At 63.4% G+C, this 26,670-nt stretch carries 28 protein-coding genes, 1 tRNA gene and 3 pseudogenes; 16 read left to right on the top strand and 16 right to left on the bottom strand.

The window, feature by feature from the left end; genetic code table 11:
- Positions 1-190: 190 nt before the first annotated feature.
- The 4 genes from NKJ46_RS18750 to NKJ46_RS18765 all read left to right on the top strand — a co-directional run bounded on the left by NKJ46_RS18750 (position 191) and on the right by NKJ46_RS18765 (position 3,306).
- Positions 191-1,123 carry a VOC family protein gene (locus NKJ46_RS18750; RefSeq protein ID WP_352666377.1) on the top strand — a complete coding sequence of 311 codons (933 nt, stop codon included), beginning with the start codon at positions 191-193 and terminating at the stop codon, positions 1,121-1,123.
- Between the two features lie 10 nt (positions 1,124-1,133).
- Positions 1,134-1,769 carry an alpha/beta hydrolase gene (locus NKJ46_RS18755; RefSeq protein WP_352666379.1) on the top strand — a complete coding sequence of 212 codons (636 nt, stop codon included), beginning with the start codon at positions 1,134-1,136 and terminating at the stop codon, positions 1,767-1,769.
- The gene (locus NKJ46_RS18760; protein ID WP_352666381.1) at positions 1,762-2,061 is read left to right on the top strand and encodes a GNAT family N-acetyltransferase; all 300 of its coding nucleotides are present in this window, start codon (positions 1,762-1,764) and stop codon (positions 2,059-2,061) included. The genes NKJ46_RS18755 and NKJ46_RS18760 overlap by 8 nt, the downstream gene beginning before the upstream one ends.
- Before the next feature lie 186 nt (positions 2,062-2,247).
- A complete protein-coding gene (locus NKJ46_RS18765) occupies positions 2,248-3,306 on the top strand; it encodes a dipeptidase (RefSeq protein ID WP_352666383.1) in 1,059 nt (352 codons plus the stop codon).
- A gap of 86 nt (positions 3,307-3,392) precedes the next feature.
- On the opposite strand, the gene NKJ46_RS18770 is transcribed toward NKJ46_RS18765, so the two are convergent.
- Both NKJ46_RS18770 and NKJ46_RS18775 read right to left on the bottom strand, forming a co-directional pair.
- Complete coding sequence (locus tag NKJ46_RS18770) at positions 3,393-3,653, bottom strand: hypothetical protein (protein WP_352666385.1); 261 nt, start codon at positions 3,651-3,653, stop codon at positions 3,393-3,395.
- Between the two features lie 2 nt (positions 3,654-3,655).
- Positions 3,656-3,784: pseudogene (locus NKJ46_RS18775) on the bottom strand (aminomethyl transferase family protein); the annotation flags it as partial.
- A 255-nt stretch (positions 3,785-4,039) separates the two neighbouring features.
- Between NKJ46_RS18775 and betI the strand changes: the two are divergent.
- The 4 genes and pseudogenes from betI to NKJ46_RS18795 form a co-directional block, all read left to right on the top strand.
- Positions 4,040-4,702, top strand: a complete 663-nt coding sequence (gene betI / locus NKJ46_RS18780; RefSeq protein WP_352666387.1) for a transcriptional regulator BetI — start codon at positions 4,040-4,042, stop codon at positions 4,700-4,702.
- Between the two features lie 25 nt (positions 4,703-4,727).
- Positions 4,728-4,913, top strand: coding sequence for a hypothetical protein (locus tag NKJ46_RS18785; RefSeq protein ID WP_352666388.1), 186 nt, complete (start codon positions 4,728-4,730; stop codon positions 4,911-4,913).
- Positions 4,910-6,211: a flavin monoamine oxidase family protein gene (locus NKJ46_RS18790; RefSeq protein ID WP_352666389.1), complete on the top strand. Its 1,302-nt coding sequence runs from the start codon at positions 4,910-4,912 to the stop codon at positions 6,209-6,211. The genes NKJ46_RS18785 and NKJ46_RS18790 overlap by 4 nt, the downstream gene beginning before the upstream one ends.
- 27 nt (positions 6,212-6,238) lie before the next feature.
- Positions 6,239-6,415, top strand: a pseudogene (locus NKJ46_RS18795) (aspartate aminotransferase family protein); the annotation flags it as partial.
- A gap of 126 nt (positions 6,416-6,541) precedes the next feature.
- Here NKJ46_RS18795 and NKJ46_RS18800 read toward each other — a convergent pair.
- The 5 genes and pseudogenes from NKJ46_RS18800 to NKJ46_RS18820 form a co-directional block, all read right to left on the bottom strand.
- Positions 6,542-8,207 (bottom strand): annotated as a pseudogene (locus NKJ46_RS18800) (vitamin K epoxide reductase family protein); the annotation flags it as partial.
- 77 nt (positions 8,208-8,284) lie between these two features.
- Positions 8,285-9,232 carry an arginase family protein gene (locus NKJ46_RS18805; RefSeq protein ID WP_352666390.1) on the bottom strand — a complete coding sequence of 316 codons (948 nt, stop codon included), beginning with the start codon at positions 9,230-9,232 and terminating at the stop codon, positions 8,285-8,287.
- 319 nt (positions 9,233-9,551) lie between these two features.
- Positions 9,552-10,052: a DUF6496 domain-containing protein gene (locus NKJ46_RS18810; protein ID WP_352666391.1), complete on the bottom strand. Its 501-nt coding sequence runs from the start codon at positions 10,050-10,052 to the stop codon at positions 9,552-9,554.
- A gap of 122 nt (positions 10,053-10,174) precedes the next feature.
- A complete protein-coding gene (locus NKJ46_RS18815) occupies positions 10,175-10,852 on the bottom strand; it encodes a dienelactone hydrolase family protein (RefSeq protein WP_352666393.1) in 678 nt (225 codons plus the stop codon).
- Positions 10,853-10,863: 11 nt separating this feature from the next.
- Positions 10,864-11,598, bottom strand: a complete 735-nt coding sequence (locus tag NKJ46_RS18820) for a phosphoribosyltransferase (protein WP_352666394.1) — start codon at positions 11,596-11,598, stop codon at positions 10,864-10,866.
- A gap of 298 nt (positions 11,599-11,896) precedes the next feature.
- Here NKJ46_RS18820 and NKJ46_RS18825 point away from each other — a divergent pair, with 298 nt between their 5' ends.
- Positions 11,897-12,325: a CBS domain-containing protein gene (locus NKJ46_RS18825; protein WP_473600007.1), complete on the top strand. Its 429-nt coding sequence runs from the start codon at positions 11,897-11,899 to the stop codon at positions 12,323-12,325.
- A gap of 98 nt (positions 12,326-12,423) precedes the next feature.
- Here NKJ46_RS18825 and NKJ46_RS18830 read toward each other — a convergent pair whose 3' ends face one another.
- Positions 12,424-12,903 carry an Hsp20/alpha crystallin family protein gene (locus NKJ46_RS18830; protein WP_352666398.1) on the bottom strand — a complete coding sequence of 160 codons (480 nt, stop codon included), beginning with the start codon at positions 12,901-12,903 and terminating at the stop codon, positions 12,424-12,426.
- Between the two features lie 253 nt (positions 12,904-13,156).
- On the opposite strand from NKJ46_RS18830, the gene NKJ46_RS18835 reads away from it, so the two are divergent.
- Entirely contained in the window at positions 13,157-13,594 is a 438-nt protein-coding gene (locus NKJ46_RS18835) for a DUF2267 domain-containing protein (protein ID WP_352666400.1), read from the top strand.
- A gap of 48 nt (positions 13,595-13,642) precedes the next feature.
- Entirely contained in the window at positions 13,643-14,113 is a 471-nt protein-coding gene (locus tag NKJ46_RS18840; protein WP_352471470.1) for a YbhB/YbcL family Raf kinase inhibitor-like protein, read from the top strand.
- A gap of 24 nt (positions 14,114-14,137) precedes the next feature.
- Here the strand turns inward: NKJ46_RS18840 and NKJ46_RS18845 are convergent, their stop codons facing one another.
- From NKJ46_RS18845 to NKJ46_RS18865, 5 genes are all read right to left on the bottom strand, one after another.
- Positions 14,138-15,613: an FAD-dependent oxidoreductase gene (locus NKJ46_RS18845; protein ID WP_352666401.1), complete on the bottom strand. Its 1,476-nt coding sequence runs from the start codon at positions 15,611-15,613 to the stop codon at positions 14,138-14,140.
- 1 nt (position 15,614) lies between these two features.
- The gene (locus tag NKJ46_RS18850) at positions 15,615-16,604 is read right to left on the bottom strand and encodes a hypothetical protein (protein ID WP_352666403.1); all 990 of its coding nucleotides are present in this window, start codon (positions 16,602-16,604) and stop codon (positions 15,615-15,617) included.
- Between the two features lie 425 nt (positions 16,605-17,029).
- Entirely contained in the window at positions 17,030-17,878 is an 849-nt protein-coding gene (locus NKJ46_RS18855) for an alpha/beta fold hydrolase (RefSeq protein ID WP_352666405.1), read from the bottom strand.
- A 101-nt stretch (positions 17,879-17,979) separates the two neighbouring features.
- A tRNA-Arg gene (locus NKJ46_RS18860) sits at positions 17,980-18,056 on the bottom strand.
- A 47-nt stretch (positions 18,057-18,103) separates the two neighbouring features.
- The gene (locus NKJ46_RS18865) at positions 18,104-18,796 is read right to left on the bottom strand and encodes a winged helix-turn-helix transcriptional regulator (RefSeq protein ID WP_352451189.1); all 693 of its coding nucleotides are present in this window, start codon (positions 18,794-18,796) and stop codon (positions 18,104-18,106) included.
- A gap of 338 nt (positions 18,797-19,134) precedes the next feature.
- Here NKJ46_RS18865 and NKJ46_RS18870 point away from each other — a divergent pair, with 338 nt between their 5' ends.
- From NKJ46_RS18870 to NKJ46_RS18880, 3 genes are all read left to right on the top strand, one after another.
- Positions 19,135-19,461: a DUF1330 domain-containing protein gene (locus tag NKJ46_RS18870; protein WP_023677873.1), complete on the top strand. Its 327-nt coding sequence runs from the start codon at positions 19,135-19,137 to the stop codon at positions 19,459-19,461.
- A 127-nt stretch (positions 19,462-19,588) separates the two neighbouring features.
- A complete protein-coding gene (locus NKJ46_RS18875; protein ID WP_502903418.1) occupies positions 19,589-20,113 on the top strand; it encodes a hypothetical protein in 525 nt (174 codons plus the stop codon).
- Between the two features lie 134 nt (positions 20,114-20,247).
- Positions 20,248-20,538, top strand: a complete 291-nt coding sequence (locus tag NKJ46_RS18880; RefSeq protein WP_352666409.1) for a hypothetical protein — start codon at positions 20,248-20,250, stop codon at positions 20,536-20,538.
- 465 nt (positions 20,539-21,003) lie between these two features.
- On the opposite strand, the gene NKJ46_RS18885 is transcribed toward NKJ46_RS18880, so the two are convergent.
- Positions 21,004-22,167 carry a M20 aminoacylase family protein gene (locus tag NKJ46_RS18885; RefSeq protein WP_352666411.1) on the bottom strand — a complete coding sequence of 388 codons (1,164 nt, stop codon included), beginning with the start codon at positions 22,165-22,167 and terminating at the stop codon, positions 21,004-21,006.
- Positions 22,168-22,437: 270 nt separating this feature from the next.
- Between NKJ46_RS18885 and NKJ46_RS18890 the strand changes: the two genes are divergently transcribed.
- Together NKJ46_RS18890 and NKJ46_RS18895 are read left to right on the top strand one after the other, a co-directional pair.
- Entirely contained in the window at positions 22,438-23,616 is a 1,179-nt protein-coding gene (locus NKJ46_RS18890) for a D-alanyl-D-alanine carboxypeptidase family protein (RefSeq protein WP_352666439.1), read from the top strand.
- Positions 23,617-23,620: 4 nt separating this feature from the next.
- Positions 23,621-24,763, top strand: coding sequence for a CobW family GTP-binding protein (locus NKJ46_RS18895; protein ID WP_352666412.1), 1,143 nt, complete (start codon positions 23,621-23,623; stop codon positions 24,761-24,763).
- 164 nt (positions 24,764-24,927) lie between these two features.
- Here NKJ46_RS18895 and NKJ46_RS18900 read toward each other — a convergent pair whose 3' ends face one another.
- Positions 24,928-25,197 carry a sulfurtransferase TusA family protein gene (locus tag NKJ46_RS18900; protein ID WP_352666413.1) on the bottom strand — a complete coding sequence of 90 codons (270 nt, stop codon included), beginning with the start codon at positions 25,195-25,197 and terminating at the stop codon, positions 24,928-24,930.
- A 5-nt stretch (positions 25,198-25,202) separates the two neighbouring features.
- Positions 25,203-26,528 (bottom strand): L,D-transpeptidase family protein, encoded by a 1,326-nt coding sequence (locus NKJ46_RS18905; RefSeq protein ID WP_352666440.1) that lies wholly within the window; start codon positions 26,526-26,528, stop codon positions 25,203-25,205.
- Positions 26,529-26,670: the final 142 nt, after the last annotated feature.

Genomic DNA, 26,670 nt, shown 5'->3' on the forward strand with positions numbered 1-26,670 from the left:
GGAGCGCAATTTCGGCGAGTATGCAAGCCGGTCCGGTTCGCCGAATGGTGAACAAAACCTGCTTGATCGTTCACTTTAACAGCACAGTCCATTCTGTATTTGCCGCCTTTGCGGCCAGGAGGCGGATCCTCATATTTGCGTGGACAGCGGCAAGAGCCGCACCACCACACACAAGGGAAGGAGCAGAAACATGCTCGACCAGGTCAAGGGCCTGCATCACGTCACCTCGATGGCCAGCAATGCACGCCAGAACAACGAATTCTTCACCGGTACACTCGGCCTGCGCCGGGTCAAGAAAACGGTCAATTTCGATGCACCCGATGTCTATCACCTCTATTACGGCGACGAGGTCGGCACGCCCGGCTCGGTGATGACCTATTTCCCGTTCCCGAACATCGGCAAAGGCCGCCATGGAGTCGGCGAAGTCGGCACCACCGCTTACTCGGTGCCCGAGGGCACGCTCGGCTATTGGGAGAAACGGTTTGCCGAGCAAGGTGTCACCGGGCTGTCCCGCGAGGAGACGTTCGGCGAGAAGCGTCTTGCGTTCGCCGGTCCCGACGGCGACGGGTTTGCGCTGGTCGAGGACAAAGCGGACAGCCGTGTGCCATGGGCCAAGGGTGGCATTCCCACCGACGAGGCGATCCGCGGCTTTCACTCGGTGTCGCTTAGGCTGAAAGATGGCGGCGCCACCGAAGAGCTGCTGAAATTCATGGGTTATGAGGAGCTCGACAAGTCCGGCAACGTCAGGCGGCTGGCGGTGAAGAGCGGCAACGGCGCCGACGTCGTCGATATCGAATCGCTGCCGGGGGCCGGCTTCGCCAATCTCGGCGCTGGCTCGGTCCACCATGTCGCTTTCGCCGTCGAGAACCGCGCCAAGCAGCTCGAAGTGCGCAAGGCGCTGGTCGATACAGGTTATCAGGTGACGCCAGTGATCGACCGCGATTATTTCTGGGCGATCTACTTCCGCACACCGGGCGGCGTGCTGTTCGAAGTCGCCACCAACGAGCCGGGCTTCGACCGCGACGAGGATACCGCCCACCTTGGCGAGGCGCTGAAACTGCCGTCGCAACACCAGCATTTGCGACCCTATCTCGAGCAGCATCTGCAGAAACTGGAAGACTGAGGGCAAGGTCATGAGCAAGGATTCATATATTCACAAAGTGCTGCCCGGTTCGCCGGGCGGACCGTTGCTCTTCGTCTTCCACGGCACCGGTGGCGACGAGGCCCAGCTTCTGTCGCTTGGACGCGATCTCGCGCCCCAAGCGACGATCGTCGCTCCGCGCGGCGATGTCTCAGAACAAGGCGCCGCACGCTTCTTCCGCCGTACCGGCGAGGGCGTTTACGACATGGGCGACCTCACGCGAGCGACGGACAAGATGGCCGGCTTCGTCAAGGCGCATGTCGAGGCGGCAAGGCCATCTTCGGTGCTCGGCCTCGGTTACTCCAACGGCGCCAACATCCTGGCCTCGGTGCTGTTTACCGAACCGTCGCTGTTCGACGCAACGGTGCTGATGCATCCGCTGATCCCGTTCGAACCGAAGGTCAAGGGCAGCCTTTGCGGCAGCCGCATCCTGGTCACCGCCGGCAGGCGGGACCCGATCTGTCCGCCTGATTTGACGGCGCGCCTCGAAGCCTATTTGCGCGCCGATGGCGCCGATGTCACAGTCGAGTGGCATGACGGCGGCCATGAGGTGCGGCCGAGCGAGATCGAGGCGGCGCGGCGGTTGTTCGCCGTGGCGTCGGATGAAAGGACCGCAAGCCATGTCTGACCTATTGCCGGAGATTGAACTGGAGGACCGCGGCTCGAAGGGCCGCTACTTCCTGCGTGGGCCGGGCGGCGCCGAGGCGGAGATGACCTTCACCAAGATCGGTGAGCACCAGATCATCATCGACCATACCGAAGTGCCGGATGCATTTCGCGGCCAGGGCGCGGGGCTTCGCCTGGTCAGCCGTGCCGTCGAGGATGCACGTGCGGTGGGCAAGACGATCATCCCGCTTTGCCCGTTCGCCAATGCTCAGTTCCGCCGCCATCCGGAATGGGCGGACGTGCTGAAGCGGTAAGGCACAGCCTCGACGAATGTCGAAAGAAGGGGTGCGCGGCTTTACCGCGTGCCGCTTTGGCTATTGGGGGCGTACAAACGCAAGGGGCAAACATACGGGATTTGCGCAGAGCGCCAACCTTGCCTAAGTATTGCCAGCAACCGGCTCGCCGTCCGCGGTCCGATCACGTCAACCGAATGGCCCTCCATGACCGAATCCGATCTCGTTCCCGTCTTCGACGGCCACAACGACACGCTGCTCAGGCTCTACCAGTCGAAGGATGCGGACGTCGAAAAGCTGTTCGTCGAGGGGACGCCGGGTGGCCATATCGACCTGCCGCGCGCGAAGAAAGGCGGGTTTGCCGGCGGCATGTTCGCGATCTTCCCGCCGCCTGTCGAGAAATCCAAACGCGGCGCGGTGCCGCTGGCGCCGAGCGACAGCGAGCCCTTGCCACCCGAGATCCCGCGCGCCGATGCGCTCAACTCGACGGTAGCGATGGCCTCGATCCTGTTCAGGCTGGAGCGGGCTTCGGCCCTTACTATCTGCCGCAGCGCCGGCGATGTGAGGAAGGCGATGGCGCAAGGCTCGATTGCGGCGGTGTTCCATATCGAAGGGGTCGAGGCGATCGACCCAGAGCTCACCCTGCTCGACGTTCTCCACGCAGCCGGCCTGCGCTCGCTCGGCATCGTCTGGAGCCGTCCCAATGCCTTCGGCCACGGCGTGCCGTTCCGCTTCCCGTCGTCGCCCGATACAGGGCCGGGGCTGACCGATGCCGGTAAGGCGCTGGTGAAAGCCTGCAACCAGCTGAAGATCATGATCGATCTTTCGCATCTCAACGAAAAAGGTTTCCGTGACGTCGTCGAGATCAGCGACGCACCGCTGGTCGCGACCCATTCCAACGTGCACGCGATCTGCGGCCATTCGCGCAACCTCACCGAATGGCAGCTCGGCGCGATCCGCGATTCGGGCGGCATGGTCGGGCTGAACTTCGCCACCGGGTTCCTGCGTGAGGACGGCAGGATGAACGCCGACACCAGCCTCGACATCATGGTGCGCCATGTCGACTCGCTGCTGCAGGCATTGGGCGAAGACGGCGTCGGCCTGGGCTCGGATTTCGACGGCGCCATGATCCCGGCCGTGATAGGCGACGTTGCTGGCCTGCCAAGACTGCTCGACGCGTTCGCGGCACGCGGCTTCGGGCGCGCGCTGATCGAGAAGATCGCCTATCGCAATTGGCTCGGCATGCTGGAAAAGACCATTGGCTAGGGCACCCAAAGTACGCGCCGCTCCGGTTCTCGAAACCACAATTTTCGACTCGGCCTGACCTGAATCTCAACACGCCCCTGGGCGAGTTATTCGAAACCCATGCGCTTCAGCCAGTCCTGACCGACGCGGCGATCGCGGATGATCGGTAGCGGATCCGTCGAATCCAGCCGCGCGCAAATGCGGTAGACCTCGAGCGTCTCGGCATTCATCTCGCCGCGTTTGTAGAAGAACATGGCCGCGGCATAGCGGGTGCGGCCCGACCATTTTTCGCCGAGCGGCGTGTTGATCAGCTGCCACTGTTCGGCGGCTTCGGCGTCGTCCTCATGACGTTCGGCTTCGTCGGACATGCTCAGAAATCCGCAGGCGGGCTGGCGGTGCGGCGATCAAGGCTGACGAACGGCCGCGGCACCAGTTTGGCACGCTTCATCGGCTTCTGGTACTGCAGCTCGCGCATGGCATAGATCTCGACCCAGAGGTCCGCTGCAGAGGGCTCGGGGGCAAATCTGGTCCACGCATCGCCGGGTCGCTACCTTTCGCCGACGGTGCCTTCGACCTCGGTTTCTCCAAGGATCCCTATCTCGACGTGAACATTGGAACTTGGCAGCCATGCAGAAGTTGCTTGACAGTGGTGAGCACCGTTCCACTGATCTTCGGGGCCGAAAGCCGGTCGGCTAGCCGGCGATGCTGGAGACCATCACCGCTGGAGACCATCACCGCTGGAGACCATCACCCGATGAAGACGACAGAGGCGCGCGAAGCCTTCCTCGAACCGGCGCGAAAAAGCGACTCCGAAAAGCGCGGCCGCAAGGCGTCGAAGGAGACAAGGCAGCTTCAACTGATCGAAGCGACAATCGATTCACTGGCCAAGCGCGGCTTTTCGGAGACGACGATGGCCGACGTCGCAGACGGCGCCGGCCTATCGCGCGGCATCGTCAATTTCCATTTCGAGAGCAAGGAGAAGCTGCTCGTCGCCACTTTGCAATACATGTATGACGAGTATTCGGCGCATTGGCGCAGCGCCTTGCAAAAGGCCGGAGATGACCCTGCCCGCCAGTTGCAGGCATTGGTCGCGGCTGATTTCGATCGCTCGATCTGCAACAAGCGCAAGCTGGCTGCCTGGTGTGCCTTCTGGGGCGAGGCCAAATCGCGGCCGAAATATCAGGCCCTGAGCAGCGCACGTGATGCCATCTACCAGCACATCTTCATCGATCTTTGCGCGGCGCTCCAGCGGGCGCTGGCACTCAGCGCCATGCTGGATGGTCTGTGGCTGCGTTTGATGATGGGCACCGAAGACACCACACGCGAGACGGCGCTGCAGGCCGCGAACGAATTCCTGTCGGCGGCATTCCCCAAGCACTATCCGAAATCTGCAGCCAGCGCTGCCAAGCCGGCGTGAACAATCAAAAGAGGATGGAACAGCAATGAAGACATTGACGCGACCTCTGAGAGCGCTGGTGGCTTCGGCTGCGGCGCTGGGGCCGGACAAGGACCTCGTTTTGTTTGACCAGTCCCGTTACGAGGACCCCGGCTCCCATCCTCAGCCGGTGGCGCCGGAGCTCAAACAGCGGATGATCGCGCAATTCGAGAAGATCAAGGCCGGCTGTTGAACTCCGAGATCGAACGAGCCGATGTGGTCGTCGTCGGCGCCGGCTTCACCGGCCTTTCGGCGGCGCTTGAGCTGAAGAAGGCCGGCGTCGATTTCGTGCTGCTCGAAGCCCGCGACCGCGTCGGCGGACGCGTCGAAGCCATGCCGAACAGACTTGGCGAGCGCATCGACAGCGGCGGCCAGTTCCTGTGCGATGACATGCCGGAAGTGATGGCGCTGGTGCGCGCGCGCGGTAAGACGCTGGTCAAGACGCATTTCACCGGCGAATTCATCACCCAGCCACGGATGAGCGAGGCGCAAGCCGCGCGCACGTATGGCGCCGCGATGCGAATACGGGAGCGGATGAACGCGATTGCACCCGACGACCCAGCCATTGCCGGTTTGACCATGGCAGCATGGCTCGATCGCCAGAACGATCCCAGCGAAGCCAAGGCGGCCTTTCATTCGCTGATCGAGGGCCTCTGGTGCCTGGCGATGGAAAGGCTGCCGCTGTGGTATGTCATCGACAATGATCGCCGTATCACCAACGAGGTGTCGGAACTGCAGTATTTCGTGCGCCAAACCATGTATTCGCTGGCGGACGATCTGGCCCTGGACCTCGGCGATCGCCTGCGGCTAAGCACGCCGATCAAAAGCATAGAACACGGACCGGAAGGGGTTCGCGTCGTCTCGGCTGCAGGCTCAATCGAGGCACGGACGGTGCTGGTCGCGGTCCCGCCGATGATGGCCTCGAAAGTGGAGTTCGTGCCGCTGCTACCGGCTGCGCTGGCAGGAGCGCTCGGCGTCTGGCAAAGCGGCGCGGTGATCAAGATGCTGGCACGTTATCCCAGGGCCTTCTGGCGAGACAGGGGCTTGAGCGGCATGGTGATGTGGCGCGACCCGCACGGGCTTTTTGCCTGCGACGCCAGCAATGACGACGCTCATCCAGCGCTTGTCGTCTTCATCGGCGGGCCGCTGGCCCGGCGCTGGCACGAACTGGGCGAGGCGGCACTGCGCGCCAAGGTGACATCAAAACTGGAGGAAGCACTCGGCGCCGAGGCGGCCGGCTTCTCAGATCTCAGCTATCGCGACTGGACGGACGATCGCTGGAGCGGCGGCGGCTACAGCGATCTGATCGTCGATGCGACGGCAACTGATGCCGAACGCATTATCCGTGCGGGTGCGTCGCCGATCCATTTCGCCTCGTCGGAGCTGTCGCCATCATTTCCGGGCTACGTCGAGGGTGCAATCGTCGCCGGGCGCGTTGCTGCACTGAAAATTATTCAGTCGGCCATCACCAGCGGAGCTTCAGAGTCATAAGCGAGGGGGATCGAACTGTCGACCGGGATCGACGCGCGCTGCCACGAACTCGGCCTGCTGGTCCGGCCACTGATCAACATGTGCGTGATGTCGCCGCCGCTGATCATCACGCGCGAGCAGATCGACGAGATGGTGTCGATCCTGCGCGAAGACATTTCGCGCACGATGGACGATCTGCGCTGGGAGAGCATATGGCAGGGATAAGCGCTTGTCGCTGCAGCTCGCCATTGCTGACGGCGGTCGTCAACGCTTACGCTGTGCGGCAGGGCCTTGATCGCCTACGTCCGGCCGCATCTCTGGGGAAACAAAGCATTAAGCCGCTGAACATCCTCAGACGATGGCCCTGTCCCAGCCGCCATAATGCGCAGCGCTGCGTGTGCCGCGCGGCAGGCTGAGCCCGACCAGCAGCGCTCCGATCGCCAGATTGGCGAGGCTTGCCGCCGCACCGCCGGCGAGGATGAACGGAGAGAGGGCGATCCAGGCGCCGAGCGCGATGTTCAGAAAGCGGACGGCTCGCGCCACCTCGGCCATCGCGGTGACGGCGACCATGATGACCAGGCAGCCGATCACATGGTCGCTGAAATAGAGCGGCGGGCTTGTGCCGAAGGCGAGCGGCGTGATCATCAGCAGGGCACCGGCGAGCGTGCTGGCAACAAGGGTCCACGGGAAGTTCACCCCGCCGGTGACGAAGTCCCGCGCCACTGCCGACAGCGGCCGGTCGAGGTCGGGCGTCGGCGTCTGGTCCTCCGAAAGTGCCGGGCCTCCGCACCAGAATGTCCGCCAGAACGGCTCTCCCGCCTGTTTCGCACGCCAGAGATACTGGCAGCTCGCCAGCACCTCGTCGACCGAATAGGGGATGAGCACGACCGCGACGGCAGCCTGGACGATGCAGAGCGTGCACAGCGCCCCGATGAGCGGTGGTTGGATGATGATGAAGCTGACGCTGACCACGCCGAGCGGGACGACCAGCAGGCCGAACAAAAGCACCATCCACGGCATGGTGCGCCAGCGGCGGCGGTCACCGATCGCGCCGGCGAGGATATCCAGCGCATAGGCGAAGGCGCCCAGCCCGGCATCGGCGATCGGAAAATCCTTGGAGACCCAGGGGTGACCACCGCCTCGCTGCCATTGCCGTTTCGCCCGGGCCAAAGAACGGTTCCCAAAGGCCATCGATATGGCCAAGCTGATAGGCGGCGAGATAACGCGAGACGAACAGGCCGACAAAGGCGAGGCCGATTATGGGAATGCGCTGGGTGAAGAGCGAGGGCGAATAGCTCCAGCCGAGCGGACGGTCGTCATCGGCGGCAAGGGCACGCCGGCTGATACCCGGCGTTGGCGGGATCATCACCGCGAACGCGACGATCAGCATGCCGGCCAACGTGTCGGTCGCGTAGGCTCCGGCGCTGGTGGTCCAGAACAGCAGCGGCGCGAACATCACCCAAACCCCGATCGAGGCCGTGATCCATTGCAGCCCGTGCCAGCGCCGGCGCATGCTGACAAGCGCCAGCGACAGGATGGCGTGGCCGGATACGATCTCGCTGATGCCGAGCCTGCCGTCGCGCGTCTCCGGCGAGGCGATCTCATGTCCGAGCGCCGGCGGAATCGGTGCTGAAGCGGGATCGAACAGGCCGAGCGTGAAGGCCGACGCCACGAGCCACAGCCCGATCGCAACGTTGGTCAGCGGCGCCCAGAGCGTTGCGGCCCGGTGGCGTCCGGTTTCCGCCTCGACCTCATCGTGCGAGCGCTCGAGCGGACCCTGCAGCCGTTCGGCGGCCTGGTCGAGCTCGGGCGCGGAAGCCGCGACCGCCGACGGTTCAAGCTTGTTCTTCTTGTACCAGTCGGTGGGATCCGCCTTCAGCCGCCGGATCATTTCCGGCAAGGGAGCGGTCAGGCTATGCCGCGGCTTCCAGCCGAGCAGTCGCCTGGCGCGGGAGATGTCGATCTCGTAGTGATCGTCGGCGTTCTCGATCATCCATGGCTTGATGTCGGTCTCCTGGGTGCGCGCGGCGATCCGTCAGACCGACGGCCATTCGCGCCGGCGGATTCGTGCACAAGTGCGGGACTCCCATTGGTCTACCGGCCGCGAAGGGAAGCGACCAGAATGTCGATCAGCAGCTTGCCGCAGCGACGATCCGGATCGCGGTCGGGATCATAGATCGTCACCTCCATCCCAATCACGCGTGGATCGTTGCACCATGTGCGAAGGGCTTCGACGGCTTCGTCGGGCAAGACGCCGCCGGCTTCCGGCGTATCGACAGCCGACATGATCTCGCTGTCCAGGACGTCGACATCGAAATGGACGAATACACCCTCGACGTCCTGCCCTGCGACCGCGTCAAGCGCTATGCGTGCGGCATTGGCGAAGCCGCGCCGCCGCACTTCAGCCAAATCCATCCGGCGAACATCGGTGTCGAAGACGGCTTTGGACGTGTAAGTCGCGGGGTCCTGCACATCGCGATAGCCAAACGCGACTACGTCGGCCTCACGGAACAAAGGAGTGTGCTCGCCGAAATCGGTCAGGAGCTTCGGTCCATGGCCGGTCACGAAGGCCAAATCCATGCCCGCGGCTCCCTTCGAGGGCGAGGTATCCGGTAATTTGAAATCGGTGTGCCCATCGAAGAAGATAAGGCCGTAGCGGCCACGACGCCGCAGAGCGAGCGCGGGGCCAAGCAACACGCTGCAATCGCCGCCGAGCATGAGCAGGAACCCTCCCGAGTTCAGCTCCTCGTCGACCGCTTCGGCAAGCGTCTCGGAATACTGGCGCAGTGCCTGCGCATTGCGCACGCCCGTCGCAGGGTCCACCTCAGGCCGATAAAGCGGAGCCCGAACCGTGTGCAACGGACCGGCGCCCAAACGGTCGGCGAGACCAAGCGATTGAAGTGCCTCCGGCGCCTTCCACACGCCGGGCTCCGGCTCACCCTCCTGTGGCATCAGCCCAAGATTGGAGGGCGCGCCGAGCAAACCGATATGTCTCGTCTGAGTGGTGGCTCGCGGCATTGTCGTGCTGGCAGCTGAGGTCATGATCAGAGTTCTCCGCGTTGTGCGCGATACGCATCGCGCTCAAGAAACAGACTGCGCTTTCCTGACCGGTCTCCCGCTGCCCTCGCCGCCGGGTACCTCCGGGTCGGTGTCCAGGCAGCGTTGCGAGCGACGAATATTGCTCGTTCAGCGCTGCCGTATCGTCAGCGGTGATTTCGAAGTCGAAGACGTCGATGTTGTCCCGTAGATGCAGGCTCTGGTTCGCCTGGGCAGCGGCGTTGTCCCGCGCTGCCGGGGCAGAGCTCGATACCGGTCGTTTGGGCCATATCGGATTTCCAGGAGGCGAACTGCCGTCTTTGAACTATGCGTGGTGTGCGCGCGTTCTGGCGGCCTTCTGCGCCGCCGCCTTCCTTCCGCTGGCGCCTTTCGTCTCGGCGGCTTTCTTTGCGGCGGCCGAACGCTCCTCAGCCGTCCGGCGCGAGGCCGCACGCTTGGCCTGCTGCGCCAGCGCCTCGTGCGACGCCGTGCCCTTCGGCTCGTGCTCGAGCACCTTGGAGACGGCTTTGGAGACCCGCGGGCGGCGTTTCGGCTTGCGTTCGCCCTGGCCGGCCTCATAGGCGTATTCGGCGCTTTTGCGCGTGCTCTCCTTCACCTTGCCCTTTTTGGGCGGGGGCAGGTCTACGCCTGCGCGTCTCGCCTCGGAAAGCCCGATGGCGATGGCCTGCTGGGTCGAGCGCGCGCCGTGCTCACCGCGGCGGATCTTATCGATCTCCTCGTGCACGAACTCGCCGGCCTGCGTGCTCGGCGATTTGCCCTCGCGCTTGTCCTTTCGGGCCTTCTCGATGGTTTTCTTGTCCGGCATTGTCTTTCTCCCACATGCGGGTTGCGACAGCCATTCGGGTTGCAGCTGCGCGCTGTCTTATGAGGATCATAACGCGTTGAGGACGCAAATGATCCCGGGACCGGTGATGCAAGCCCCAGCTGTCAGGACGTCGACGCCGATCTGTCCGAAATCAGATGGCGCAAGAACCATTGGGTGGCGAGATCCGCGACTTCGTCCAGGGCGCCGGGCTCCTCGAACAGATGTGTCGCGCCAGGGACGATGGTGAGCTCCTTCTCGCTGCGGAGCGCCGCCAGTGCCTCGCGGTTGAGCGCGATCACTTGCGTGTCGGCGCCTCCGACGACGAGCAAGGTCGGCGCCCGGACCCGCGGCAGGGCGAGCGCCGCAAGATCGGGCCGGCCACCACGCGAAACCACGGCCGCGGCCTGGTCGGGCCGCTCGGCCGCCGCCACCAGGGCGGCACCGGCGCCCGTGCTCGCGCCGAAATAGCCAAGACGCAACCCCGACGTGTCCGGCGAGGCGCCGAGCCAATCCGTGACGCCGACCAGCCGGTCGGCGAGCAGTCCGATATTGAAGCGCAACTCGGCCGTGACCTGGTCGATCCGCTCCTCTTCGGCCGTCAACAGGTCGACGAGGCAGGTGGCGAGGTTCGCCTCGTTCAGCCTTCCGGCCACGTAGCGGTTGCGCGGGCTGTGGCGGCTGCTTCCGCTGCCGTGGGCGAACAGCACAAGGCCACGAGCATCCGGGGGCAACGAAAGATTGCCCTCAAGCGTGACAGGCCCCGCGGGAAGATGCACGACGTGCTCGCTATCCCGGTCCATGTCCACCTCCGCTATGTCGATCTGGTGCCAGGCACCGGACCCGCGCTCGCGCGCCCGGCCAATTCCTCTTCGGAAGCGGCAGGCTTGTCGGAAGCCGCAGGCTTGGGCACGCAGCTGGCGAGGAGCGCGCGGACCTCTTCATCGCTCGTTTGTGAGAAATCCACGTACCAGCGCCCGACACCCAGCAACGGCTCTGGTGTCGTCGCGCAAACGACCTCCTCGGCGTCCGCCCGCATCGCGTCGCAAGTGTCGGGGCTACCGACGGGAACGGCCGCGACAATATGGGCGGCGTGGTTTTTTCGCAGCGCCTTGATCCCGGCCCGCATGGTCGATCCGGTCGCAAGCCCATCATCCACGAGGATAATGGTCCGTCCATTCAACTGCGGTGGGGGTCGCCCGTCCCTATAGAGGTGCTCGCGGCGCAGAAGCTCTTTTTCCTCCTTTGCAGCGACCGCGTCGATGACGTGTGGCGGGATCGCGAGACCGTTGACGATTTCGTCGTTCAGGACACGTACGCCTGAGGGCGCGATCGCCCCCATGGCCAGTTCCTCGTGACCGGGGACGCCGAGCTTGCGCACGACGAAGACGTCGAGCGGTGCCTTGAGTGCCTGCGCGACCTCGTAGCCGACCGGCACGCCGCCTCGGGGCAGCGCCAATACGATCACGTCGTCGCGGCCGGCAAAGCGAACGAGCTCCTCAGCGAGTCGCCGCCCGGCCTCGCGGCGATCTGAAAAGATGATTGCCATGACCTTCAATCCGCGTGCATCTGTTTTTCCCGGTGGATGTTTTTTCACCAGCCTGCGGCCACATCCCGTGGGATGGCTGCGGCACCGGTACCATTTTGGAACTCGCTCGCTGCCTGGACGTTCCAAGAATAGTTTCGATCGCGAGGTGCCGGCACCGGCACGCCTCAGCGCGGATCGGGAAGATCGAAGAAGATAGTGATCCGTACATGCCCCGTCCGGCCAGCTGGCAATCTCGCGATGCGTGGCGACAGGCCCGTCTGGCGACTTGTTGCCTCAGCAATCAGGGAAGGAATATCCCATGCAAGTTCAGGAGATCATGAGCCGTCGGACCGAACTGGTCGGCCCGAACACGACAATCAGGGATGCCGCCCGGAAAATGCGGGCCGACAATCTCGGCGCCCTTCCGGTCGGCGAGAATGACAGGCTGGTCGGCATGGTGACAGACCGCGACATCGTGATGCGCGGCGTCGCCGAGGAGCGCTCAGCCGGCAACACGACCGTTCGCGAGGTCATGTCCGAGCATGTCTATTGGTGCTTCGACGACGCCGATATCACCGATGCGGCGAAAATCATGGCCAAGCATCAGGTGCGTCGCCTTCCGGTGATCAACCATGACAAGCGCCTCGTCGGCGTCATTGCCCTGGCCGACCTCGGGCGGACCGATGAGGAAGCCGCCAAGATCGCACTCGAAGGCGTTTCCGAGCCGACGGACGATCCCCGGCGCTAGACGCTTCGCCTGAGCGGTTGCCGCCGTGCTCGCCGTGCTCGCCGTTCTCCCTCAATCGGGGCTGAACACCGCCTGCCCTGCAGCCTTCAGTTTGGCAACTATCGCGCTTTCACTTCTATGCGCCGTGTCTTGTCCTTTGCAGCGGGGTTCTTCGGAAGCTCGACAGTCAAAACGCCGTTCTTGAAAGTGGCCTGCACCTTGTCGGCATCGATCTCCGCTTCCAGGGGGATCGTCCGCTGAAACCGGCCATAACTGCGTTCGCTGTAGGTGTGGCCGCGGTCGCTTTCCTTGTGCTCCGAACGCTTCTCGCCCGTAATGGAGAGGGTGTTGTCGCGCAGCTTGAGCTCAACATCCTTCTGCTCGAGCCCCGGCAATTCGGCGGTGACCTTATAGGCTTGGTCTGTTTCATATACATCGACGCTCGGCCAAAGATCGCCGGCCGTAGTCGCTTCGGTCATTGGCGCAAAGAAGTCGTCGAACAGGCGATCAATCTGCCGGTGGAATGACGTGAGTGGGTCGCTCGCGGATGGATAGAGGCTGCGCGATGGCGTCCAGGGCGCCAAATGATGATGTACCATGGTTCTTCTCCTGTTTTCGTGTCTGCAGCACTCGTCGCCATGTGATCGGCGACGGCAAATAAAACTCGTCCACCCGGGCGCCGGCCAAGAAAGGCGGTCGAAAAAACAGCGGCAAAAAGCCGGCCCGAATCCCCTCATGACGGAACCTCCGACAATGAATGCGCACCAGGACATACGCATCGGGGAACAACGGGCAGGTACGGCTGTTTGGTCACATCAGCCTAGTCGGATTTGAACGGAAGGAGGATTTTCGATGAACGCCACCGGACTCGACGTATTCGACAAGACACTGCAGACCACGAACATCTGGCTCGACGAGATCATGGACGAGATTGGACCGGATCGGCAGGCCGCCTGGCACGTTCTCGGCGCGGTGCTGCACGCCCTGCGCGACCGGATGCAACCCGATCTTGCAGCCCACCTCGGCTCGCAGCTGCCGATCCTGGTGCGCGGCGCCTTCTATGACCAATACCAGCCTTCCAAAGCTCCCGAGAAGATGCGGTCGCTCGACGAGTTTCTGGCCAAGATCAAGGCGGAGCTGGAATTTGCCCGTCCGGTCGATTCCAAGGATGCATTCAGCGTCGTGTCCAAGGTGCTCGCCCATCACGTCGGAGAAGGACAGATGCACAAGGTCTGGGAATCCCTGCCAGGAGAGATCAGACGCATCGCGGAAGCTCAGCAAGCGGCGTGAACGGCGCCGGCGCGGGTTTCTCGGTCGCAATCTCCCGGAGAAATAGCAATGCCACTCACCCTTATCAGCCCGGCGTTTCGGGCAGGCGGAAGAATTCCCGAAAAATATGCGCGTGACGGCCAGAACGTCTCGCCGCCGCTGAAATGGTCCGGTGTCCCGGATGGAACCAAGAGCCTTGTTCTTGTCGTGCGGGATCCCGATGCGCCAAGCGGGATTTTCGGACACTGGGCAGTATTCAACATCCCGCCGGATGCCGGCGGACTCGCCGAGGCCGAAGATGGCAAGCCCGGCCCGTCGGCCCTCAGGCAAGGCACCAACGATTTCGGCAATGCCTATTACGATGGTCCGCAGCCGCCTGCAGGGCATGGCGTCCATCATTACCACTTCCTGCTGGCCGCGCTCGATGTGCCGAGCCTCAGCGTACCGGGACAGGCGGGCGTGCATCAGGTCTGGAAGCAAGCCCAGAAACACGCGTTGGAGGAGACGGAGTTGGTCGGAACCTACGAACGGCCGGCGTGATGCGGGCCGCGCCGGTCGCCGCCTTCACAATGTAATCTGGGCAAGCGGTTTTCGGGCAGGGCCGTGGATGACCGAACCGTCGGCGGCGAAGATCGAGCCGTGGCAGGGACAATCCCAGGTGTGGTCCGCATTGTTCCAGGTCACGGTGCAGCCCTTGTGGGTGCACGTCGCCGAAACCGCCTGGAGTGCGCCTTCGGTGTCTCTCCACGCAGCGATCTTTTCGTCTCCCCTGACGATCACGCCACCCATGCCGGGCGCAATGTCGTGGGTGCTCGAGACGATCGATTGGCTGCGGCCGTTCTTGTGGAAGTCCTCGGGGTAGGGCCGCGCCGGATCGTACAGTTTTTGCCATGGGCTCGGGCGGCCGCAGATCAGGTCGGCGATCATCGTGCCCGCGGCCGTCCCGTTGGTGATGCCCCAAGCGTTGAAGCCCGTGGCAATGTGGAAGCCGGCGGCCTTGGCGGGATCGGGTTCGCCGGCGTATGGGATCCTGTCGGCCGTATCATGGTCCTCGTTGCACCAGCGCCACGCGACGTCGCCGACCGGAAGGTTCTTTCTTGCCCATTTTTCCAGTTCGACAAACCGCTTCGCCACGTCGCCATCCCAGCCGGTGTTGAATTTGGGGCCAAGCGTGACCAGCAGTGGACCTTCGGCATCACGGCCTGTGCGAATGGAATGCGTCGGGTCGTCGATGCCGATGAACATGCCGTCGACAGGGAGGGGATCATCGATCCGAAAGGCCATCACGGTGTGGCAGCGCGGTTGAGTCCGGTTCGCCATGCCGACGGGGCTCTTCACCGTCATGTTGGTGGCGACGACAACGTGCCCGGCATCAACGGCGCCGCCATCGGTGACGACGCGCCAGCGGCTTGCCTCGTCGATCGAGGTGGCGCGGCTGTTTTCGAAGATCCGACCGCCACGGGCCGTCACCGCTTCCGCCAGGCCAACCAGATACATCGCCGGATTGAACTGCGCCTGGTCGGGGAACCGTAATGCCGCGGCCGTTTCGAAAGGCAGCGGTGCGCGTTCGAGAACCTCGGCCTCCAGCCCGACCTGACGCGCGGCCTCCGCCTCGGCCGCGACCTTCGCGCGCCGGCCATCATCGCAGGTGTAGGTATAGGCGTCCTTGCTCTCGAAATCGCAGACGATGGCGCAGTTGTCGACCCAATCGCGGATTTGTCGGGCGCCGGCGGAATTCGCATCGGCATAGGTCTGCGCCAGGTCCCGGCCAACGCTGTCGATGAGATGACGATAGATCAGCGCATGCTGCGTGGTGATCTTGGCCGTCGAGCGGCCGGTCACCTGGCCACCTATGCGCAGGCCTTCAATGACGATCACCGATTGGCCCGCCTCGCAAAGGCGAAGCGCCGTCGTCAGCCCGACAATTCCGGCCCCCACGACAACGGCGTCCGCACGGATCGAACCTTCGAGCTGGGGATAGTTCGTGGATCTGGCTGCCGCCACCCAACAGCTTCCCGGCTTTCCCAAGAGAATGGCCATTTCAACCGCGTTCCTTGCGTCTCGATGCACTTCCATCGACAACCGCGCCGGCGGAGGAACGTTCCCGAGCTTGGTCGCTTTCAATCGATCTCTCGCCACCCTGGGTCAGAAAAGCACCGGGAAGGTGCGAGGTGCAGGCCATAACCCAAGTGATCGCCTCGCGGTCGTATTCGTCGCCGGAGCGCCAGTCCTCGAAGAAGGCGTTCAGCCTATCGACACGCCCCGGCCAGATACCGGCGGCCTGCAGGCCGAGCGAAACGCCGTAATTGGTGAAGGCGAACTTGGTATCGCGCAGCCATGGCGCGCGGCTGAAATAGCCGGGCGGGTCGACCCACATCGTTTCCAGGGTTCGCAGCGAACGCCTCGTCTGCGCCCCAGCCCACGGCTCGTCGGGAAAGAAATGGGCGAGCCACAGCATCATGCCGAGGCCGAGGTCCTGCTCGATGTCGAGGGTGGGCCAATCGCGCTCCATCAGGTCACGCATCTGCGCGATCTCGGGCGCCAGTGCGTCCTCATCGAGCATCCGGTAAGAGACGTAGCCGTCATAGGCATCCATGCTGCCGAGGCCGTAGCCGGGGTAAGGGCCGCTCAGATCCTCCTGCATTTTCCAGATCACGCCGCGGCCAGGGATCACAAACGCCGGGTGAATGTCGCGCGCCAGCGCAATGCCGCGCTTGCGGTATTCCGGCTTCAGATCGCCGAGACGCGCCAAGGCGAACAGCCACATCGCCAGATAGTGGAAGTACTGGCCGTCGCGATCGGCCGCTTCGCCGATCCTCAGTCCGTGCCGGCGGCCGAGCACACGCTCGACATCGGCCGCCAGCCGCTCGGCCGCGTCCAGCCAGCGCTCTTCGCCAGTTTCTGTGTAAAGCGAGACGTAGAGCACGACCCCGAATGCGTCGGTCCACAGATACCGCAAGCCGTTGGGCCAGATGCCTTCGGCGCGCATCCAGTCGAGCTTTCGCAGGACATAGTCGACGTCACGCAACATCGCGCCAAGGCCCGAACTTATGGCAGACCGGGCTGGTGTTCGGTGCCGCGCGATTGCGAGCATGCAGAATTTTGAGCATGTCTCTCCTCCGTTGCGGTTGATCTGGCTAGATACCGCGAAACGATCTGATCGGCGGCAGGTTCCTTGGCCGTCCGATTGAGGAACCTCCGCCTGATCATGAGTTTCAGGTCCAGGCGCTCACTTCCGCACGGTGGAGGTTTCATTGCCGCACCCGATCGTGCTCTCCCTGGCAGCATCAACGCCGACGAGTGGAGCAGTACAGAAAGCGACGCCGCGCGAAAAAGGCAAAAGTGCACTGTCACCGTATTTCTGTGGCGTATTTCGAATTTTTGAGAGACCGCGCGCGAGGAGTATCTGGCCGAGACTTAGCGCGCCCGAGGCCGGGAGCTGCCAGGGCGAGGTCCTTAAGCGGCGCCCGTCAGCCTCCGCACGACGTCCTCGGCATGGTTCACGAGGGTCGAGACGTGAGCGTCATTGGGGAAGTAAGTCGCTTCGCACCGGGGTAGTCTCGCCACATTCACGCGCGCCTGAGCAGCAGAAATTTGCTGGTCGAGTTCGCCGTGCCAAAGGCGCAGCTGCGGAAACGCGATGTCTTCTGGTGAAAAGCCCCAGGGCGCGCCCAGGAGTTTCGCGTCCTGCACGCTGCCCTTCGTTCCCTGCCGGAACGCCTCGACCAACGACGCGGCAAGGGCTTCTCGAACCTGGGCGCGGTCAAGGCTCGTACGATCCGCTGCGGGCCACCGCCGCGCGAGCCTCACGAGCGACCGTTGAGCCTGGCTTCGATCGTGAAAGCGGCGATGCGCCAGCGGCATAAGCAGGTGCGGCATCACCCGCGATACGAGAAAGGCAAGGACACCGGGTTCTGTAGGTCCCGAGACGATACCGCACCCAGCAAGTCGACCGGGAATCTTGCAGGCGCAGGCCAGCGCGAACGGCCCGCCGCCTGAAAAGCCGACCACGGAAAATCGATCGACGCCGAGCTGGTCGGCGAGCGCACTGACGTCGTCCGGCCAATCCAACAGGCGACGGCCAGATGCGAAGGAAGATAAACCGACTCCGGGACGATCGATCGCGAGAACGCGGACGCCGGCGCGTTCGGCGGCTTTATGCAGCATCCCGCCCTCCAGACGGGAACCCGGAAAACCGTGAAAGTACAGCAACAGCTTGCCATTGGGCGCGCCGTATGCGGCAACACCTAACAGACGGCCATCGCGTGACCGCAACTTGGATGAATTAGCGTCCTCTACAATCATGGCTTAAGCCTTAGGCGAAGCCGCAATACGTATCGAGCTCCCTAATGTATGCTCGCGAATACCGGTGACAGTGCACCTTTTAGGTAACCAATTGAAAACGTTGGTGATCCCGACAGGAATCGAACCTGTGACCTACAGATTAGGAATCTGCCGCTCTATCCTACTGAGCTACGGGACCATCGCGCCCGACACATAACCGCTTCGGATCGTTTCGCCAAGAGGCAGCTAGGCTGCTCGCTTGGGTTCGACCGCGAACGGGCTCAGGCCGAGCCAGGTCTGCATTTTGCGGGCGATATCCTGGTCTCCCGTCAAGATGACTTTCGCCCCGGCCTTCTCGACGGTGATCAGCCCCATCCAGATTTCAGTCATGGTGTGCAGGTCGGTTGAGACGTAGAGATCGACATCGAAGCCCGGATCGTACCAGCAGAGGTCGACCTCGCCGTGCTTCTCGACGATCAGCCACCATGACCGTTTCGAGGCGGGGAGCTCCTGATACAGAAATTGTATCACCGTGCGGCCATCGGGCAGCGGCGACGCATTGAGGTTGCGCCGCATGTCCCACATCAGCAGCGACGGATCGAGGTTCTTCAGCGACAGCCGCGACTCGACCCATTTCTGCCCCCAAAAGCCCATCGCCTCGACGACGGAACGCAGATCCCGGCCTGCCTCGGTCATCCGGTATTCGAAGATGCCTTTCTCGCCGCGCACCTCCTTGCGCTCGACGATCCCGGCCAGTTCGAGCTCCTTGAGGCGTTGCGACAGAAGGGTCGGCGACATTTTGGGGACGCCGCGGCGCAGATCGTTGAAACGGGTCGAGCCCGCCACCAATTCGCGAAGCAGAACCATGGTCCAGCGGGTGCACAGCACCTCCGCGGCCATCGATAACGGGCAGAACTGCTTGTATCCGGACTGGGTCATGATATTGCCTTCCCCTCAAACTCAGCCGGAACCATAGGCCTTTCCCGGCGACGCGGCGAGTACAGAAACTGTACCGGCCCGGTGTGGTGGATTTGAAGTTCCTGCTTTCTGGGTGGCATCAGCGTTAGGATCTTCAAATCCAAAACCACACTGGAAATCCAGGCATTTGCTGGTGTGGCATTCGAATCCGAAATTCGCTCGCTGCGTTGCTCCAAAGTGAATGCGAATTTCGGATTCGCCACACCAGTACAGATCGCGGACTGGCTGGCGCGACCTTGCCATGCGACCCCTCTGCCGCTGCACTGGATACCCCTGTGCACGACCAGGAGACATAACCCATGACCGCTTACGTTATCGCAGACATCAAGGTGAGGGACCCGAAGTGGATGCCGGCCTATGCCGCGTCGGTCCACGACCTCGTACACAAGCACGGCGGCAGATATCTGTCGCGCAGCGGCAATGTGAAGACGCTCGAAGGCAAGCCGCTCGACACGACGCTGATTGCCTTGATGGCGTTCCCGACCGAGGCCGCGGCGCGCGCCTTCACCGACGATCCCGCCTACGCACCGTTCGTTTCGGCCCGTCAGGGCGGCAGCGACAGCCGTTTCCAGCTGATCGACAACTCCGATCTGGCCGGAACCATCCCGTATCTGCCGAAGGGATGATGTTCCCCTGCATTCGTCGCATCGGGACAGGGATCTCCCAGCAACAACAGCCACAGCGTCCACCTGCCGGGCCTCCTTACTACCGGCGGCCGGCCGGGCTGTGCTTTTCAAGAAGAATGGAATGACTATGACAATCAACTTTCGCAACAAGTTCCTCGCTGCCGCGGTGCTGCTGTCGGCCTGCACTGCATTGGCGCAGGCGCATCAGGCAGCGCCCTCGTCCGGTCCCAATCCGCTGGCCGACAAGGTGCGAGCCGCCAACAGTCGCTTCGAGAGTGTGGCGGCGGCGACCGCCGAGGGCTATGCTCCCATTCCTTGCGCCAGCGGCATCACCGGCGGCGCCATGGGCATCCATTACGTCAATCCCGGCTACCTCAAGGACGACGCTGTCGATGTCGCCAAGCCCGAAGCGGTGATGTACGAGCCGATGGCCGACGGCACGCTAAAACTGATCGCGGTCGAATACATCACCTCGAAAGGCCCGGCCTCGCTCGATGGGCATCTGTTCAACTTCAACAGCGCGCCCAACCGCTATGGCCTCGGTCCGTTCTACGAGCTGCATGTCTGGGCCTGGAAAGGCAACCCAACCGGCGCGTTCGCGGACATGAACCCGAAGGTGTCGTGCGAACCGACGACTGCTGCCAGCCAGTAAGCAGCCGAGCCAGGCGGGGTCAACGCCGCCTGGGCGCGCTGAATTGCGGGGCACCCGGCAACGGGCGCAAAGACGGCTCGGATAGCGGAACTTTCGGGATGCCGGCGCGCTTTAGTGTCCCGAGGAGACACCGCATGAGCGCCACCAAAGAATTCTTTGAAACCTGGCTGCAGGAGAATGTCGGCAATCTGCCCGCCGAGAGCGAGGTGAGCGTCGCCGTCCTGGCGCAGCAATTCGAGCAGGATGCCGATGCTGCCGGCTATGGCCACGAGGTTCGCGAAGACGAACTCGGCAATATCCAGGAGGCGATCGAGGCAGCCCTGAAGAAGGCGAGGACAGGCGAAGAGCCGCAGTCCGCCGACGACAATGAGCTGGCGCCGGTCATGGAGGCACTGGAGGTCGAGGATCCGAAGAGCGGGCCTTGACTGATTAGCCGGCGAACGACCACGTGCTCTGCACCTGACGGCGCAGGCCAACCACTTGCGTCGATGCACTCTTCGGCCATGGTAACGGCATGGATCCTAGGGTCTCCGCGACGTCGCTTCGCTCCTGCTCCGCCCTAGGATGACGAAGGGAAAAATGTTTCCGCCAATCTGGAGAGGTTTGTAGTTCGCCATCAGTCGTCGTCCGATAACACGCAGACGCACTGCCAATCTCCAACATCAGCCATTGGCCTCAGCTTTCAGCGATCATGCCTTCGTCATCCTAGGGCGAAGCAAGGAGCGAAGCGACGCGGCGTAGACCCTAGGATCCATGCCGTTACGTTCGAGCGTCGCGGCCTTCGGTGAACATCAACACACGGAGGCGGATGCGTTCAAATTGATCCGTGTCATGCTCCGTCTGTTGTTGGTTGCATTTCTACGGCGCCAACGGATTCCACTCGGCAAATGCTACGCCGCCAGTGCCGTCTCCGCCAGCTTCACCCAATAGCTCATGCCGTGCGGGATGACCTCGTCGTTGAAATCGTAGGCCGGGTTGTGCAGGCCGGCGGTATCGCCATTGCCGATGAAGATGAAGGCGCCCGGCCGCGCTTCCAGCATGTAGGAGAAATCCTCGCCGCCCATCACCGGCTGGATCGCGCGGTGCACATGGCTGTCGCCGGCGACGTCGGCCGCGACGTCGCTGGCAAAGACCGTCTCTTCCGGATGGTTGAAGGTGACGGGGTAGTTGGCATTGTAATCGACCTCGATTGTCGCGCCGAAGGCAGCACCCAGGCCTTGGCAAAGGGCGCGGATGCGCTCTTCGGCCTTCTTGGCAACCTCCTTCTTCAGCGTGCGTACCGTTCCGGCGATCTCGGCGCTCTCGGGAATGATGTTATAGGCGTCGCCGGCGTGGAATTTCGTCACCGAGACGACCACCGCCTCGACCGGATCGGTGCTGCGCGAGGCGATCGTCTGCAGCGCGCCGACAAGCTGGCTGGTGATGACGATCGGATCGATGGTGCCATGCGGCATCGCCGCGTGGCCGCCCCGGCCCTTGACGGTGATGGTGAACTCGGCGGTCGCCGCCATGATCGGACCCGGCCTGATGGCGAACTGGCCGACCGGTAGGCCCGGCATGTTGTGCATGCCGAACACCTTGGAGATGCCGAAGCGCTCCATCATGCCGTCCTTGACCATCTCGTTGCCGCCGCCGCCGCCCTCTTCGGCCGGCTGGAAGATGACCGCGACGGAGCCGGCGAAATTGCGCGTTTCGGCGAGGTATTTGGCGGCACCCAACAGCATCGCGGTGTGGCCGTCATGGCCACAGGCGTGCATCTTGCCGGGGACGGTCGAGGCATAGGATTTGCCGGTGATCTCGTTGAGCGGCAGGGCGTCCATGTCGGCGCGCAGGCCGATGGTCGAGCCTTCGCCATGGCGGCCGCGGATGATGCCGACGACGCCGGTCTTGCCCAAACCCGTCGCGATGTCGTCGCAGCCGAATGCCTTCAGCTTCTCGGTGACGAAGGCGGCGGTCTTGAAGACGTCGAAATTCAGCTCCGGCGTCTGGTGCAAATGGCGGCGCCAGCCGGCCACCTCGTCCTGCATTTCGGCGGCTCGGTTCAGGATCGGCATGATGGTTCCATTTCGCTGTTGGAGCAGGCGGTCTTGGCCTGCTGCTTTGCAATTGTGCCTGCTGCCTTGCAACCATGCACGCAGCTTTGCATTGTGCTGCTGCTTCCACATTGTGATCGGCAGCACTTTGCCATGTTGACGTCACATAGAGTAAATAGCACCGCGACTGTGGTCCGGGAACAGAGGGCCGGACCATTATCCTGGCGATCGTGTAACGAAATCTTACGGAGCCAGGTGCGACTGCGGCAAGAGGCTATTTCGGTTTTTATGATGCGCTACAGGCATTTCCTCAAACTGTTGGCGGCGGGCGCGGTGGTGCTTGCGGCGCTGGCCGGGCCCGCCTTGGCCAATCCGACCATCCTGTTCGACCTGAACAGCGGCAAGATCCTGCAGCACCAGGACGCATTCAGGCGCTGGTACCCGGCATCACTGACCAAGCTGATGACCGCCTATGTGGCGTTTCGAGCGATTGCCGCGGGCGAGGTCCAGCTCGATTCGCCGATCAAGGTGACGAAACATTCCGCCGGCGAGCCGCCGAGCAAGATGGGCTTCAAGCCGGGCTCGGTGATGCGGCTCGACAATGCGTTGAAGATGATGCTGGTCAAATCGGCCAACGATATCGCTATGGCGGTCGGCGAGAATATCGGCGGTTCGCAAGCGGCTTTCGCCGAACGCATGAACGCCGAGGCGCGGCGGCTCGGCATGAGCGGGTCGCATTTCGTCAATCCGAACGGGCTCTATTCGCCGGACCAGTATACGACAGCGCGCGATCTTGCTTTGCTGGTGATGGCGATTCGCACGGAATTTCCGCAATATGCCCCCTGGTTCTCGATCGAAGGCCTTGCCGTCGGCAAGAAGGCAATCTCCAACTACAACCTGCTGATCGGCCGCTATCCGGGTGCCGACGGCATGAAGACGGGTTTCGTCTGCTCGTCCGGTTTCAACATGATCGGCTCGGCTACCCGCAACGGCCGCACCGTGGTCGCCGTAGTGCTCGGCGAACGGTCGGCCATTACCCGCGCCGAGACGGCGGCAAAACTGCTCGACCAGGGCTTTGCAACGCCGGCGCCGAGCGGGCTGACGGTCGCGGCGCTGCCTGTCTATGGCGACACCATGTCGGCCAACGACATGGATGACGAGATTTGCAAGAAGAAGCCGGTCGCGGAGCAGTCGGAAGCAGCACCGGCGGTCGGCGACAAGGGCAAGGACCTGCCGAAATCGCCCTATAAGGAAAAGCTCGACCATGTCCCGACGCTGATCGCCGTTGGCCTCGGCGGTGCCACGGGGCCGGTGCCGAAGGCGATGCTCGACGCCTCCGGGCAGGAATATGCCGACGTGCCGCTGCCGACATGGCGGCCGGACCGGGCGCCGCCGGCCGGCGCCGAGCCTGTTGTGGCCGGATCCGCCACCGCCGTGCAGGTCCAGCAGCCGACCAAGGCGCTGAACTAGCCGCATGGCCGGCTTCCCGATCCCCGTTTCGGTGCTCACCGGCTTTCTCGGCGCCGGCAAGACGACGCTGCTCAACCGGCTGCTCCGGGATCCGGCGCTCGCCGACACCGCCGTCATCATCAACGAGTTCGGCGAGGTGGCGATCGACCATCTTCTGGTCGAGCAGGCCTCCGACGGCATCATCCAGCTCTCCGACGGCTGCCTCTGCTGCACGGTGCGCGGCGAGCTGGTCGACACGCTGGCCGATCTCGTCGACCGGCTGCAGACCGGCCGCATCGACCGGCTTGCCCGCGTCGTCGTCGAGACCACCGGGCTCGCCGATCCCGCCCCCGTGCTGCAATCGATCATGGCGCATCCGGCCCTGGTCCAGGCCTTCCGGCTCGACGGCGTCATCACCCTGGTCGATGCCGTCAACGGCAATGCGACGCTCGATGCCCATGTCGAGGCAGTGAAGCAAGTGGCGGTCGCCGATCGCATCGTGCTCAGCAAGGCCGACCTGGCCACGGATGCAGGTAATGTCGAGGCGTCGCGGGCGCGGCTCAGGCAGCTCAACCCGAGCGCCGTGGTGCTCGACACGAGCCAGGCGAGCGCCGCGACCCTGTTCGATTGCGGGCTCTACAATCCGGCTACCAAATCGGTCGATGTGCAGCGTTGGCTGGGCGAAGAAGCCGGCCACAACCATGACCACAGCGGGCATGACCACAGCGGGCATGATGACGACGGGCATGACGGTGGCGACCACCATCACCATGGTCATGGTCATGGCCACAGGCACGATTCCCGCGTGCGTTCGTATTCGCTGGTCCATGACGGGCCGGTGCCGTTTTCGGCAATCGAGATGTTCCTCGATCTGCTGCGCTCGGCGCATGGCGAGCGCCTGTTGCGGATGAAGGGCGTCATCGAGCTTGCAGAAGACCCGTCGCGGCCACTGGTTATCCATGGCGTGCAGAAGATCCTGCATCCGCCGGTGCAACTGCCGGCCTGGCCGGACAGCCAGCGCGGCACCAGACTGATGCTGATCACGCTCGATATGCCGGAAGACTATATCCGCCGGCTGTTCGCCGCCTTCACCAACCGGCCGTCGATCGACACGCCGGACCGCGCTGCCCTGGAAAGCAATCCGCTGGCTATTGCCGGGCGTGGGTGAAGCTGCCGATCTCCCCCCTCGAGGGGGAGATGGCCGGCAGGCCAGAGGGGGTCGACGCGACCGGACGCGGCCTCCTGCGGCAGATCAAGGTTGGCGCTTTACGCGAGGCGACCCCCTCTGTCGCCTTCGGCGACATCTCATCCTCGAGGGGGAGATTACCCCGCTCAGCCGCGCTCGACCAGGAAGCGGTGGCCGCCTGACGTCGCGGTCGTCTCGACCAGCCGGTGGCCGCTCTCGGCGCAGAAGGCGGGAATGTCTATGACGGCGAGCGGGTCGGTGGTTTCGAGCCACAGCCGGCTGCCCGGCTGCATTGCGGCCAGGCGCTTTTTTGCCTTGAGCACGGGCAGCGGGCAGTTCAAGCCTTTGAGGTCGTAGACGGCGGCGCGGCTGGTTGAAGGCCTGTTTTTTTGGCCCCCATCTTCTTGCTCAAGCATAAAGCTCAGCCGCCAAACATGCCGAGCAGCTTTTTCTTCAATCTTGTCGCCGTGCTTTCGGCGTCCGCAGCCTGCGTTTCGACTGCCGGGGCGGCGTCCGATGGCGCTACGGTGGCGGTGGCGACAGGCATCTCTGCGGCGGTCTTGGCTGCTTCCTTTTCGGCGAGCGCCTGGGCCTTGGCAGCTTCCTTCTCGGCCAGGGCTTGCGCCTTGGCTGCCTCTTTCGCGGCCTTGGCCGCTTCTATGGCGGCAAGCCTTTGTTCCTCGGCCTTCTGCTTGGCAGCCTTTTCGGCGTCGAGCGCCGCCATCTTGCGGCCCGCCGGCGAATCGATGCGGCCCATGCGCGCCGTTTCGGCCACGGTACCGTCAGGGTTCAGCGAGGGCGGCTCGATCGGAACGCGTTCGCCGCGGGCACGCCGTTTCGACCAGTCGGAAACGATGCTGGCTTCCTTGATCCCGGCGATGGTCGGCTTGGGCGCCGGCACGCTGGCCTTGATGGCGCCGTTGAAGGCCGCCTCATAGGTGCTTTGATAGGCGTTGATGGCGCTCTTCAGCGAATCGGGCTGGGTGGTTGCAGGGCAAGGGCCGGTCGGATTGAAGGTCGAGCCGTCGGCCGCAATCTGGTTGAACACGTAGCGCTTCTCGCAGACGTCGACCTTCGGCGGCACCTTGGTGACCTCGAAATTGTCGTAGCCGACCTTCAGCATCTTCCAGAATTCGTAGTTCGGGTCGTTGCGATAGCGCGCCATGTTGGCTGCGGTCATGCGGAACGGAAAAGCCTGGATCTGGAACTCGGTCTGGCCGCCCTGGAAGGCGTCGCGGCCGAAGGCGTAGATCTGCTCGATCTGCGCGTCGGTCATCGAATAGCAGCCAGACGACGAGCAGGCGCCATGGACCATCAGGTTCGAACCGGTGCGGCCATTGGCGCGATCATAGGCGTTCGGGTAGCCGATGTTGAAGGACAGGTGATAATTCGACCGCGGGTTCATCTGTGCCGGACGGACGGTGTAAAAGCCTTCCGGCGCCTGGCGGTCGCCTTCGGTGAACTTCGGCCCGAGCTTGCCCGACCATTTGCAGATGTCGTAGCTGGCGACCAGGTCGTAGCGGCCGTTGGTCTTGGCCTTCCAGATTTCGAGCTTGCCTTCTTCCTTGAAGATGCGGGCCATCACCGAGGAGGTGCGGACCATGCCCTTGGCTTTCATCTCGGACAGGATCTTGTCCGGCAGCGGCTTGTTGGCTTGCGGCGCAAAATCCTTCATCGAAGCATCGTTGCAGCCGGCGACGCCGATCGCAGCGATCAGAACTCCGGTGCGGGCAAGCCTGGCTAACATGGATATGGCTATCGTCTTCATCTCTGCGCCGCGGATGCCGCGGCTGCTAAACTGACCACTGACGGACCCTAAGCCCGTTAACCTTGAAAATTCCTTACCGCAATCATGCTGGCGCGTCCCCTTACGGCAAGTCCACTGAGCC

Source organism: Mesorhizobium sp. M0166 (assembly GCF_040322255.1).
In the GTDB taxonomy this organism is placed as follows: domain Bacteria; phylum Pseudomonadota; class Alphaproteobacteria; order Rhizobiales; family Rhizobiaceae; genus Mesorhizobium.